Origin of the sequence: Nonomuraea sp. NPDC059194 (assembly GCF_042754765.1) — a bacterium.
GTDB lineage: Bacteria > Actinomycetota > Actinomycetes > Streptosporangiales > Streptosporangiaceae > Nonomuraea.
On the sequence record NZ_JBHZBH010000001.1, the window covers coordinates 274,962 to 287,053 of the forward strand.

10 protein-coding genes and 1 riboswitch are annotated in these 12,092 nt (G+C 74.1%); of the genes, 5 read left to right on the plus strand and 5 right to left on the minus strand.

Annotated features, from left to right (window positions below; translation table 11 throughout):
* Window positions 1-27: 27 nt before the first annotated feature.
* From ACFXJ8_RS01300 to ACFXJ8_RS01315, 4 genes are read left to right on the plus strand one after another with little or no spacing between them, the layout of a single operon-like run.
* Window positions 28-417, plus strand: a complete 390-nt coding sequence (locus ACFXJ8_RS01300) for a pyridoxamine 5'-phosphate oxidase family protein (protein ID WP_379641796.1) — start codon at window positions 28-30, stop codon at window positions 415-417.
* On the plus strand, window positions 414-1,616 hold the full coding sequence (gene cbiE / locus ACFXJ8_RS01305; RefSeq protein ID WP_379641797.1) for a precorrin-6y C5,15-methyltransferase (decarboxylating) subunit CbiE: 1,203 nt from the start codon (window positions 414-416) through the stop codon (window positions 1,614-1,616). The genes ACFXJ8_RS01300 and cbiE overlap by 4 nt, the downstream gene beginning before the upstream one ends.
* Window positions 1,613-2,356: a precorrin-4 C(11)-methyltransferase gene (cobM, locus tag ACFXJ8_RS01310; RefSeq protein ID WP_379641798.1), complete on the plus strand. Its 744-nt coding sequence runs from the start codon at window positions 1,613-1,615 to the stop codon at window positions 2,354-2,356. The genes cbiE and cobM overlap by 4 nt, the downstream gene beginning before the upstream one ends.
* Window positions 2,357-2,361: 5 nt before the next feature.
* Window positions 2,362-3,102 (plus strand): cobalt-precorrin-6A reductase, encoded by a 741-nt coding sequence (locus ACFXJ8_RS01315; RefSeq protein WP_379641799.1) that lies wholly within the window; start codon window positions 2,362-2,364, stop codon window positions 3,100-3,102.
* Here ACFXJ8_RS01315 and ACFXJ8_RS01320 read toward each other — a convergent pair.
* The 3 genes from ACFXJ8_RS01320 to cobG are packed head-to-tail and all read right to left on the minus strand — an operon-like array spanning window position 3,090 to window position 6,357.
* Window positions 3,090-4,553 (minus strand): precorrin-2 C(20)-methyltransferase, encoded by a 1,464-nt coding sequence (locus ACFXJ8_RS01320; protein WP_379642055.1) that lies wholly within the window; start codon window positions 4,551-4,553, stop codon window positions 3,090-3,092. The genes ACFXJ8_RS01315 and ACFXJ8_RS01320 overlap by 13 nt on opposite strands.
* Window positions 4,554-4,558: 5 nt before the next feature.
* Window positions 4,559-5,179, minus strand: a complete 621-nt coding sequence (locus tag ACFXJ8_RS01325) for a precorrin-8X methylmutase (protein ID WP_379641800.1) — start codon at window positions 5,177-5,179, stop codon at window positions 4,559-4,561.
* Window positions 5,176-6,357 carry a precorrin-3B synthase gene (cobG, locus tag ACFXJ8_RS01330; RefSeq protein ID WP_379641801.1) on the minus strand — a complete coding sequence of 394 codons (1,182 nt, stop codon included), beginning with the start codon at window positions 6,355-6,357 and terminating at the stop codon, window positions 5,176-5,178. The genes ACFXJ8_RS01325 and cobG overlap by 4 nt, the downstream gene beginning before the upstream one ends.
* Before the next feature lie 17 nt (window positions 6,358-6,374).
* A riboswitch (cobalamin riboswitch) is annotated at window positions 6,375-6,555 on the plus strand.
* 37 nt (window positions 6,556-6,592) lie between these two features.
* On the opposite strand from cobG, the gene cobN reads away from it, so the two are divergent.
* Window positions 6,593-10,192, plus strand: a complete 3,600-nt coding sequence (gene cobN / locus ACFXJ8_RS01335) for a cobaltochelatase subunit CobN (protein WP_379641802.1) — start codon at window positions 6,593-6,595, stop codon at window positions 10,190-10,192.
* Here cobN and ACFXJ8_RS01340 read toward each other — a convergent pair.
* Both ACFXJ8_RS01340 and cobO read right to left on the minus strand, forming a co-directional pair.
* Window positions 10,147-11,481 (minus strand): cobyrinate a,c-diamide synthase, encoded by a 1,335-nt coding sequence (locus ACFXJ8_RS01340; RefSeq protein WP_379642056.1) that lies wholly within the window; start codon window positions 11,479-11,481, stop codon window positions 10,147-10,149. The genes cobN and ACFXJ8_RS01340 overlap by 46 nt on opposite strands.
* Before the next feature lie 8 nt (window positions 11,482-11,489).
* Window positions 11,490-12,092, minus strand: a complete 603-nt coding sequence (cobO, locus tag ACFXJ8_RS01345; RefSeq protein ID WP_379641803.1) for a cob(I)yrinic acid a,c-diamide adenosyltransferase — start codon at window positions 12,090-12,092, stop codon at window positions 11,490-11,492.

The following is a 12,092-nucleotide window of genomic DNA, read 5'->3' on the forward strand; positions in this document are numbered from 1 at the left end:
GCACAACCAGGCAAAGGGGGGCGAAGGGTGGATCTGGCCGCGAGGGGAGCGGAGTTCGCCGAGTTCTGGCGGGAGCGGCACCTGTGCACGCTGACCACGGTCAGGCCGGACGGCAGGCCGCACGTGGTGCCGGTGGGCGCGACGCTCGACCTCGAGTCGGGCATCGCCAGGGTCATCACCTCGGGCGCCTCGCACAAGGCCCGCCTGCTCGCCGGCGGCGACGGCACGCCGGTCGCGCTGTGCCAGGTCGACGGCCGCCGCTGGTCCACGCTGGAGGGCATCGCGGTGGTGCGCACCGAGCCGGAGCAGGTCGCCGACGCCGTGGCCCGCTACACCGCCCGCTACAAGCCGCCGCGGCCGAACCCCCTCAGGGTGGTCATCGAGATCAGCGTCACCAGAGCCATGGGCACGGTGTGATCACCGTCGTCGGCATCGGCGCCGACGGCTGGGACGGCCTGGCCGCCCGGTCGCGGCAGGCCGTACAGGACGCGGAGGTGCTGCTGGGCTCGGCCCGTCAGCTCGACCTGATCCCTGAGTCGGGGGCGCGCAGGGTGCGCTGGCCCTCGCCGCTGCTGCCCGCGCTGCCGGGGCTGCTGGCCGAGTACGGCGACGCCGCGCTGTGCGTGCTGGCCAGCGGCGACCCGATGTTCTTCGGGATCGGCTCCACGCTGGCCAGGCTGGTGGGTGCGGAGAAGCTGCGCGTGCTGCCGCATCCGTCGAGCCTGTCGCTGGCGTGCGCGCGCCTCGGCTGGCCGGTCGAGGAGACGGCAGTGGTCAGCCTGGTCGGCAGGCCGCTCGACGCGCTGCGGCGGGCCGTACTGCCGGGGCGTCGGCTGCTGGTGCTGGCGGCCGACGCGAGCGGGCCCGCCCGCGTGGCGGAGCTGCTGACAGAGCACGGGTACGGCGCCAGCGTCCTGCACGCCCTGTCGGACCTCGGTTCGGCGGCCGAGACGCACGTCCAGGGCACGGCGGCCACCTGGGATCGGGCGAGCTCGAACCTGACCGTGGTCGCGGTCGAGTGCGTGGCCGACGAGGGCACGGTGCCCCGCCCGCTGGTGCCGGGGCTGCCCGACGACGCCTTCGAGCACGACGGGCAGCTCACCAAGCGGGAGGTGCGCGCGGTCAGCCTCGCCCGCCTGGCCCCGCTGCCCGGCCACCTGCTGTGGGACGTCGGCGCGGGCGCGGGCAGCATCGCCATCGAATGGATGCGCGCCCACGCCACGTGCGCGGCGATCGCCGTCGAGAGCCACCCCGAGCGCGCGGCCAGGATCGGGCGCAACGCGGCAGCGCTCGGCGTCCCCGCGCTGCAGGTCGTCACGGGCCGGGCGCCCGAGGCGCTGGACGGGCTACCGGTCCCCGACGCGGTGTTCGTCGGCGGCGGGGCGACCGTCCCCGGCCTGCTGGAGGCGTGCTGGCGGGCCCTGCCGCCCGGCGGCAGGCTGGTGGCCAACGCGGTCACGCTGGAGTCGGAGTCCGTCCTGACCACCTGGTACGGCAGGCACGGCGGCGACCTGGTCCGCCTGTCGGTCGCCCGGGCCGCTCCCGTGGGCGGCTTCACCGGCTGGCGGACGGCGATGCCGGTGACCATCTGGACAGCGACCAAGGAGCATGGGTGACCGTCCACTTCATCGGCGCCGGGCCAGGCGCGGCCGACCTGATCACGCTGCGCGGGCTGCGCCTGATCGAGAGCTCGCCCGTGTGCCTCTACGCGGGCTCGCTCGTGCCCGAGGAGCTGCTGGAGTCGTGCCCGCCCGGCGCCCGCCTGGTCGACACCGCGAACCTCACGCTCGACGAGATCGTCGCCGAGCTGGCCGACGCCCACGCCAAGGGTCTCGACGTGGCGAGACTGCACTCGGGCGACCCGTCGGTGTTCAGCGCGATGGCCGAGCAGATGCGGCGGCTGGACGCGATCGGCGTGCCGTACGAGGTGGTGCCGGGAGTGCCCGCGTTCGCGGCGGCGGCCGCCTCGCTCGGCAGGGAGCTGACCGTGCCGGGCGTCGGCCAGACGATCATCCTGACCAGGACCTCGGCACGGGCGACGCCGATGCCCGAGGGCGAGGACCTGGCCACGCTGTCGGCGAGCAGGGCCACGATGGTCCTGCACCTGGCCGTGCAGCGGATCGCGGAGGTGGCGGCCGAGCTGGTCCCCGCCTACGGGGCCGACTGCCCGGTGGCGGTCGTCGCCAGGGCCAGCCGCGACGACGAGCTGGTCATCAAGGGGACCCTGGCCGACATCGCCGACCAGGTGAAGGCGGCGGGCGTGGTGCGGACCGCGGTGATCGTGGTGGGCAGGGTGCTGGCGGCCACGCAGTTCCCCGACAGCCATCTGTACTCGGCGCAGCGGTGCCGACCGTGAAAAGGGTGCGGCGGCTCCTGATCCTCGGTGGCACGGCGGAGGCGCGGGCGCTGGCGGCGGCCCTCGACGGCGCGGTCCACGTGGTGTCGTCGCTGGCCGGGCGGGTGCGTAACCCCAGGCTGCCGGTGGGCGAGGTCCACATCGGCGGGTTCGGCGGCGCTGAGGGGCTGGCCGCCTGGGTGTCGGCCAACGGGGTCGACGCGGTGGTGGACGCCACCCACCCGTTCGCGCGGCGGATGACGGCCTCGGCCGTGGAGGCGTGCCGTACCGCGGGGGTGCCGCTGCTGGTGCTGCGACGGCCAGGATGGCCACCGCGGCCGGGATGGGTGTTGGTCGACTCCCTGGAGGAGGCCGCGCGCGTGCTGCCGTCGCTGGGCCGCCGCGTGTTCCTGACGACGGGCCGCAGGAGCCTGCCGGTGTTCGCCGGGCTGGACGACCTGTGGTTCCTGGCCAGGTCGGTGGACCCGCCCGAGCCGCCGGTGCCGTCCAACGTCCACGTGGTGCTGGCGCGCGGGCCGTACACCGTCGAGGGCGAGCGGGCGCTGATCCGCGAGCACCGCCTCGACGTGCTGGTCACCAAGGACAGCGGCGGCGAGATGACCACCGCGAAACTGACCGCCGCCGACGAGCTCGGGCTGCCCGTGGTGGTCGTGCGACGGCCGCCGCTGCCCGAGGGGGCGGTGCTGGTCGACGCGGTGCTGGTCGACAGCGTGGCGGCGGCCGTGGCGTGGGTTCAGGCCGGGTAGCGCCTCGGGGTGTAGACGACGCCGTCGGCCGTGACGCGCGTGGTGGAGGAGCCGATGATCAGCAGGCAGCGCATGTCCACCCGCGCCGGGTCGAGCTCGCCGAGCGTGGTGACGGTGACCGTCTCCTGCGGCCCGCCGACGTCACGGCCGATCACCACGGGCGTGGCCGGGTCGCGGTGCTCCAGCAGCACGTCTCGGGCGGCGCCCACCTGCCAGGTACGGCTGCGCGAGGCCGGGTTGTAGATCGCCAGCACCAGGTCGGCCACGGCGGCGGCCCGCAGCCGTTCGGCGACGATCTCCCACGGCTTGAGCAGGTCGGACAGCGAGATCACGCAGTAGTCGTGCCCGAGCGGCGCGCCCGCCTTGCTCGCCACGGCATGCGCGGCCGTCAGACCGGGCACGATCCGCACGGGCACGTCGGGGAAGTCCTCGGCCGCCTCCAGCACCGCGCTGGCCATCGCGAACACGCCGGGATCTCCGGAGGAGACCACCGCCACCCTGCGACCCTCGCGCGCCAGCTCCAGCGCGTGCGCGGCGCGCTCGGCCTCGACCCTGTTGTCGGTGCGGTGCCTGATCTGGCCCGCCCGCTGCGGCACCCGGTCGACGTAGGGGCCGTAGCCGACCAGGTCGGTCGCCTCGGCCAGCACCTGCCGCGCCTCGGGCGTGAGCCACTGCGACCCCGCGGGCCCGAGTCCGACGACCGCGACCCCGGGCTCCAGCCGCTCGCTGTCGCGCCCGCCGCCGCTGGGCAGCATCGCCAGCGAGAAGTACGGCACGCTCGCCGGGTCCACGTCCTTCAGCGGCTCGATCCGCTGGTTCGCCGTGGTCGCCCGCTCGACGTACCAGGCCTCGTCCAGGCGGCCCGCCTCGGCCAGCGCGTCACGGACCTTCTCGAAGGTCCTGCCGAGCTTGAGCACCGCCACCGAGTCGGCGTTCCTCAGCTTCTCGGTGATGACGTCGGCCGGGAGCGTGCCCGGCAGCACGGTCAGCGTCTCCTCGTGCTCCACCAGCGGACGTCCGAGCACGGCCGCCGCGCCCGCCACCGAGGTGACGCCCGGCACGACCTCCGTCTCGTAGCGGTGGGCCAGCCGCTTGTGCATGTGCATGTAGGAGCCGTAGAAGAGCGGGTCGCCCTCGCACAGCACCACCACGTCCCTGCCCTGGTCCAGGTGGGCCGCCAGGCGCAGGGCGCACTCGGCGTAGAAGTCCTCGAGCGCGCCCTGGTAGCCGCCCGGGTGGTCGGTGGTCTCCGTGGTCAGCGGGTACTTCAGCAGCTCCTCGACCTGCCCCTCCCGCAGGTACGGCAGCGCGATCGAGCGCGCGATGCTCCTGCCGTGCCTGGCGCTGTGGTAGGCGATGACGTCCGCCTCGCCGATCAGCCTGGCCGCCTTGACCGTCACCAGCTCGGGGTCGCCGGGACCCAGCCCCACCCCGAACAGCCGTCCCGCCACGTCGCTCACTCCCGCTCGCTCGCGATCGCGTTGACCGCGGCCGCCGCCATCGCACTGCCGCCCCTGCGACCGTGCACCACCAGGTACTCCAGGTCGCTGTCGGCCAGCGCCTGCTTCGACTCCGCCGCGCCGATGAAGCCCACGGGGATGCCGAGCACCGCCGCCGGGCGTCCGGCACCCTCCTCGACCAGCTCCAGCAGCCTGAACAGGGCGGTCGGCGCGTTGCCCACGGCGACGACGGCGCCCTCCAGCCGGTCGCGCCACAGCTCCAGGGCCGCGGCGCTGCGCGTGGTGCCCATCCGCTCGGCCAGCTCCCGCACGCCCGGCTCGCCGAGGGTGCAGATCACCTCGTTGTCCTTCGGCAGGCGGGCCCTGGTCACGCCGGAGGCGACCATCATGGCGTCGCACAGGATCGGCGCGCCCGCGCGCAGCGCTCTTCTCGCCTCCGCGACCACTCCCTGCGAGTAGGCCAGGTCGGCGACGAGGTCGGTCATGCCACAGGCGTGGATCATGCGGACGGCCACCTGGGCGACGTCGTCCGGCAGCCCCGCGAGGTCGCTCTCCGCGCGGATGGTGGCGAACGAACGCCGGTAGATCTCCGCGCCGTCGCGGATGTAGTCGGTCATGCTCCCTCTTCTTCGGTACGGCCCGCGACCCGGTAGCCGGTCGGGGTGGCGACGACGTCGACCACCTCGCCCGCCGGACGGCCGCATCGGCGCTCGCACCCGGCCCAGTGGACGGGGCGGTCTCCTGGTTCTTGACCGGGCTGCTCCGCCCAGCTTCTTGCGTCGAGCTGGACGTCGGCCAGGGACTTCGCGCACCCCGGACGGCCCGTGCAGGCGGTCAGCCCGGCCCACGGGGTGCCCGGCACGGTGACCAGGCCCGCCTCGGCGAGCCGGTCCGCGACCGGCTGGACGTCGTCGGGGGTCAGGTCGGGCAGCACAACGGTACGCCACGGGGTGACGCGGGCCTCGGGGGCGGCGTCGGCGAGCACGGCGGCCTGGTCGGCGGTCAGCCGGCCGAGCGGGACCACCACCTCGAGCGCGACCCTGCCGTCACGCTGCTCGACCGTTCCCGCATCACGTACCCCCACGCCTTGCGGGACCGTCCCCGCGCCTTCCGGGGTTGGACCGGTGTGGGGCAGGTGGGCGGCCAGCAGGGCGGGGCCGTCGGGGAGGTCGGTGACGCGCCACGCGGTGCCGTCGCTCAGCTCCACGAAGGCGCGGGCGGCGACGAGCATCAGCGGGACCACGTCGGCGACGCCCACGGGCAGGCCGGGCCGTACCCCGCCGAGCAGCAGCACTCCGCCGGACGGCGAGGTGGCCAGGAAGGCCACGTCGGCCCCGCAGGACAGCACGTCGCCGGTGCCGTCGTCCAGCGCGAAGAGGAAGCGGCCTGACAGCGCGGCCAGCTCGGGCGCGGCGCACAGCCCGCGGTCCAGGGCGGCGACCAGTGGCCGGACGTCCACCAGGGACGAGGGGGCGCGGCCCGCCAGAGGGGAGGCGAGGATGTTGCGCACCCGCTCGTGGGTTTCGGACGGCAGCAAGCCCGCCGCCGCCATCCGCGCCGCGAACTCCGAGGGCGCGCGCAGGCCACGGACCTGGACGTTCGCCCGGGAGGTCAGCTCGATCACGCCGGATCCGAGCGTGGCGGCGCAGTCCGCCAGCTCCCTGAGCTGGGCGGAGGTGAGCGCGCCGCCCGGGATGCGGACCCTGGCCAGGGCCCCGTCGGCGGCGGTGTGGACCTGCAGCGCCCCAGGACACGCATCAAGGCGTGCTTGTCCCGAAAAGTCATTTATGTCCACGCGGAGGATGGTAACCCGTCCAAAACCCTCTAGTCTGATCGCAGACGAGGGCGACGGAGGAAGCCGGTGCGAAGCCGGCGCGGTCCCGCCACTGTGACCGGGGAGCGAACCCCACCGCAGGCCACTGTCCGGCGACGGATGGGAAGGCCGGGGTGAGCGTCGATCCGGGAGCCAGGAGACTCCCGCTCTCGTGACACCCGCGACCGGGGCGAGGACCCCGAGGGAGGAGTTCCCTGTGCCCGAGAGCACGGCCGTTCTGCTGCTGTCGACCTCCGACACCGACCTGCTCAGCGCGAGGGCGAGCGGCGCGCCGTACCGGCTGGGAAACCCCGCCAGGCTCACGGTCGACGACCTGCCCGCGCTGGTCGAGGGTACGGACCTGGTGGTGGTGCGGCTCCTCGGCGGGCGCAGGGCCTGGGAGGACGGGCTCGACCACCTGCTGGCGGGCCCGCGTCCCGTGGTGGTGCTGGGCGGCGAGCAGGCGCCCGACGCCGAGCTGATGGAGCTGTCCACGGTCAGCGGCGGCGTCTGCGCCGAGGCGCACGCCTACCTCGCCCACGGCGGCCCGTCGAACCTGGCCGAGCTGCACTCCTTCCTGTCCGACACGGTGCTGCTGACCGGGCACGGGTTCGCCGCGCCCGAGCCGACCCCGACCTGGGGGCTGCTCGACATGGAGGGCGCCGTCTCCGAGGGCCCCGTCGTCGGGGTGCTCTACTACCGGGCCCACCACATGGCGGGCAACACCGGGTTCGTCCGGACGCTCTGCGAAGCGATCGGGGAGGCGGGCGGGCGCGCGCTGCCGATCTTCTGCTCCTCGCTCCGTACGGCCGAGCCCGAGCTGCTCGACACGCTGCGGACCGCCGACGCGCTCGTGGTAACCGTCCTGGCCGCCGGGGGCACCAAGCCCGCGACCGCGGGAGCGGGCGGCGACGACGCGGCCTGGGACGTGGGCGCGCTGGCCGAGCTCGACGTGCCGATCCTGCAGGGGCTCTGCCTCACCACGAGCAGGCAGGCGTGGGAGGAGAACGACGACGGCCTGTCGCCGCTCGACGCGGCCTCGCAGGTGGCGATCCCCGAGTTCGACGGGCGGATCATCACGGTGCCGTTCTCGTTCAAGGAGGTCGACGAGGACGGGCTGACCGTCTACGCGGCCGACCCCGAGCGCGCGGCCCGCGTGGCGGGCACCGCCGTACGGCACGCGCGGCTCAGGCACGTCCCGAACGCCGAGAAGAAGCTCGTGGTGATGCTCTCGGCCTACCCGACCAAGCACTCGCGCGTCGGCAACGCGGTCGGCCTCGACACGCCCGCGAGCACGGTGAAGCTGCTGGCCAGGCTCGCCGAGGAGGGCTACGACCTGGGCGAGGGCCTGCCCGGCGTCGCCGACGGCGACGGCGACGCGCTCATCCACGCGCTCATCGCGGCGGGCGGCCAGGACCAGGAGTGGCTGACCGAGGACCAGCTCGCCGCCAACCCGGTGCGCATCTCCGCCGACGCCTACCTCGCCTGGTACGGCACGCTGCCCGAGGAGCTGCGCGAGGCGATGGAGCGGCACTGGGGGCCGCCGCCCGGCGAGCTGTTCGTCCACGAGGGCGACATCGTGCTCGCCGCGCTCCGGGCGGGCAACGTCGTGGTGATGGTGCAGCCGCCGCGCGGCTTCGGCGAGAACCCGATCGCGATCTACCACGACCCCGACCTGCCGCCCAGCCACCACTACCTGGCCGCCTACCGCTGGCTTTCGGCCGAGTTCGGCGCGCACGCGATGGTGCACGTGGGCAAGCACGGCAACCTGGAGTGGCTGCCGGGCAAGTCGGCGGGCCTGTCGGCGGCGTGCGGGCCCGACGCGGCGCTGGGCGACCTGCCGCTGGTCTACCCGTTCCTGGTGAACGACCCCGGCGAGGGCACGCAGGCCAAGCGGCGGGCGCATGCCGTCCTGGTGGACCACATGGTGCCGCCGATGGCGCGGGCCGACACCTACGGCGACATCGCCCGCCTGGAGCAGCTCCTCGACGAGCACGCCTCCATCGCGGCGATGGACCCGGCGAAGCTGCCCGCGATCAGGGCGCAGATCTGGACGCTGATCCAGGCGGCACGGCTCGACCACGACCTGGGGCTGGCCGACCGGCCGCACGACACGGAGTTCGACGACTTCCTGCTGCACGTGGACGGCTGGCTGTGCGAGGTGAAGGACGCGCAGATCCGCGACGGGCTGCACGTGCTGGGCGCGGCGCCCGAGGGGGCGGTGCGGGTCGACCTGGTGCTGGCGATGCTGCGGGCCAGGCAGATGTGGGCGGGCGCGCAGACGCTGCCCGGCCTGCGGGAGGCGCTGGGGCTGTCGGAGGACGGTACGGCGGGCCTGGCGGCAGTGGACGCGGCCGAGTCGACGGCCAGGGCGCTGGTGGAGGGCATGGAGGCCCGCGACTGGGACCCGACCGCCGCCCGCGCGGTCGCGCACTCGGCCGGTCTTCCCGAAGAGCGGCTGGAGCAGGTGGTGCGGATTCTGGAGTTCGCCGCCACCGAGGTCGTCCCCCGGCTCGCCAGGACCAGTGACGAGCTCGACCACCTCCTGCACGCGCTCAACGGCGGCTACGTCCCCGCGGGCCCCAGCGGCTCCCCGCTGCGCGGCCTGATCAACGTGCTGCCGACCGGCAGGAACTTCTACTCGGTCGACCCGCGTGCCGTACCCAGCAAGCTGGCCTGGGAGACCGGCCAGGCGATGGCCGACTCCCTCCTGGCCCGCTACCGGACCGACACCGGGGAGTGGCCGCGCTCGGTGGGCCTGTCGGTGTGGGGCACCAGCGCCATGCGTACGGCAGGCGACGACGTCGCCGAGGTCCTCGCGCTGCTGGGCGCCAGGCCCGTATGGGACGACGCGTCCAGGAGGGTCACCCGCCTGGAGCCGATCCCGCTCGCCGAGCTCGCCAGGCCGCGCATCGACGTCACGGTCCGCATCAGCGGCTTCTTCCGCGACGCCTTCCCGCACGTCGTGGCCATGCTGGACGACGCCGTGCGGATGATCGCCGCCCTGGACGAGCCGGACGAGGACAACTACGTCCGCGCCCACGTCGCCGCCGACCTCGGCGCTCACGGCGACGAGCGCAGGGCCACGATGCGCGTCTTCGGCTCCCGTCCGGGCGCGTACGGCGCGGGCCTGCTCCCGCTGATCGACAGCCGCAACTGGCGCGACGACGCCGACCTGGCCGAGGTGTACGCGGTGTGGGGCGGCTTCGCCTACGGCCGCGACCTGGACGGCGTGCCCGCCCGCCAGGACATGGAGAGTGCCTACCGGCGGATCGCCGTCGCGGCGAAGAACATCGACACCCGCGAGCACGACATCGCCGACTCCGACGACTACTTCCAGTACCACGGCGGGATGGTGGCCACCGTACGGGCGCTGACGGGGCGCGCACCCGCCGCCTACGTGGGCGACAGCACCCGCCCCGACGCGGTGCGCACGCGCACGCTGTCGGAGGAGACGTCCCGGATCTTCAGGGCCAGGGTGGTGAACCCGAACTGGCTGGCCGCGATGCGGCGGCACGGCTACAAGGGCGCGTTCGAGCTGGCCGCGACCGTGGACTACCTGTTCGGCTACGACGCCACGACGGGTGTGATCGCGGACTGGATGTACGACAAGCTCACGCAGGCGTACGTGCTCGACCCCGTGAACAGGGAGTTCATGGAGAAGTCGAACCCGTGGGCGCTGCACGGCATCGCCGAGCGGCTGCTGGAGGCGGCCGAGCGGGGGATGTGGGAGCACCCCGACCCCGACGTGCTGCGCGAGCTCCAGGAGGCCTATCTCAAGGCGGAGGGCGACCTGGAGGACGACACCAGCCGCTGAGCGAGCAGCGGGCTGCCCGCCCAGTGAAGGTGCAGGTAGGAGGCGGTCACCAGCGGGTTTCCGTGGCCGTCTCCCCCGCCCTCCCATCGGAAGAGGGGCTCGTCGGCGCCGGTCACGGCGGTCCGGTGGAACTCGTGGCCCCGGTAGCGCTCGCCGGTGCGGGTGAGCAGGGAGTCGCGGGTGGCGGTGGCGTCGCGGTAGCCGAGCGTGAGCCTGGGGGTCATCGCCGCCTTCGCCGGGATTTTTCCGCACATGGGGTGGTCGTCGAGGCTCTCGCACAGGTACAGCAGGCCCGCGCACTCGGCGGCGACCGGTCCGCCGAAGGCGCCGATCTCGCGTTTGAGCGGCTCGTTGGCGGCCAGGTCGGCCGCGTACATCTCGGGGAAACCGCCGCCGATCACGACGGCCGCCGCGCCCTCGGGCAGCGCCTCGTCGCGCAGCGGATCGAACGTCACCACCTCGGCGCCCGCCGCCCCGAGCAGCTCGGCGTGCTCGGCGTACCCGAACGTGAACGCCGCTCCCCCCGCCACCGCCACCACCGGCCGCTCCCCACCCGGGCCTGCCTGGGAACCGAGGAGGGCATCGTCCGGGGTCCAGGGTCGTTCGCGGAGCGCGGGGGCGGTGCGCGACAGCCGTACCAACCCCTCCAGGTCGCACGAGCGGGCCACCAGCTCGCCCAGCCGATCCACGGCGCTCACCGCCTCGCGCCCCCGTTCGGCGGCCGGGATCAGCCCCAGGTGGCGCGAGGGCGTCGCCACCGCGTCGTCCCGCCTGATCGCCCCGAGCACCGGCACGCCCGCCGCCGCCAGAGCCGACCGGCACAGCTCCTCGTGCCGGTCGGAGCCCACCCGGTTGAGGATGACCCCGCCGACCCGCACCCGAGGGTCGAACGTGGCGAACCCATGCACGACAGCCGCCACCGACCTGCTCTGCCGCGCCGCGTCCACCACCAGGACGACGGGCGCGTCCAGCAGCCTGGCGACGTGCGCGGTCGAGGCGAGATCGGTGTCCCCCCTGCCGTCGAACAGGCCCATCACCCCCTCGACCACCGCCAGGTCCGCGCCCGCCGCCCCGTGCAGGAACAGCGGTGCCACGAGCTCCTCACTGGTCAGCCACGGGTCCAGGTTGCGTCCGGGAAGGCCCGTGGCCAGCGCGTGGTAGCCGGGGTCGATGTAGTCGGGGCCGACCTTGTGCGGCGAGACGCGCAGCCCGCGCGCCCGCAGCGCCGCCATCAGCCCCGTCGCCACGGTCGTCTTGCCGCTCCCCGAGGAGGGCGCGGCGATCACCAGGCGCGGAACTACCACTCGATGCCCTTCTGCCCCTTCTGCCCCGCGTCCATGGGGTGCTTGACCTTGCCCATCTCCGTCACCAGATCGGCCGCCGCGAGCAGTTTCTCCGGCGCGTCCCTGCCGGTGATCACCACATGCTGGTTCCCGGTACGGCCGGTCAGCGTCTCCACCACGTCGTCCAGGTCCAGCCAGCCCCACTTGAGCGGGTAGGTGAACTCGTCGAGCACGTAGAAGCGGTAGACCTCCGCCGCCAGGTCGCGCTTGATCTGCTCCCAGCCTTCGCGGGCGTCGGCGGCGTGGTCCTCCTCCGTGCCGGGCCGCTGGATCCACGACCAGCCTTCGCCCATCTTGTGCCAGGTCACAGGACCGCCCTCGCCCGAGTCGCCGAGCACGCGCAGCGCCCGCTCCTCGCCGATGCGCCACTTGGCCGACTTCACGAACTGGAACACGCCGATCGGCCAGCCCTGGTTCCACGCCCGCAGCGCCATCCCGAACGCGGCCGTCGACTTGCCCTTCCCCGGACCCGTGTGGACCATCAGCAGCGGCCTGTTCCTGCGCTGCCTGGTGGTGAGGCCGTCGTCGGGGACGACCTCGGGCTTGCCCTGCGGCAT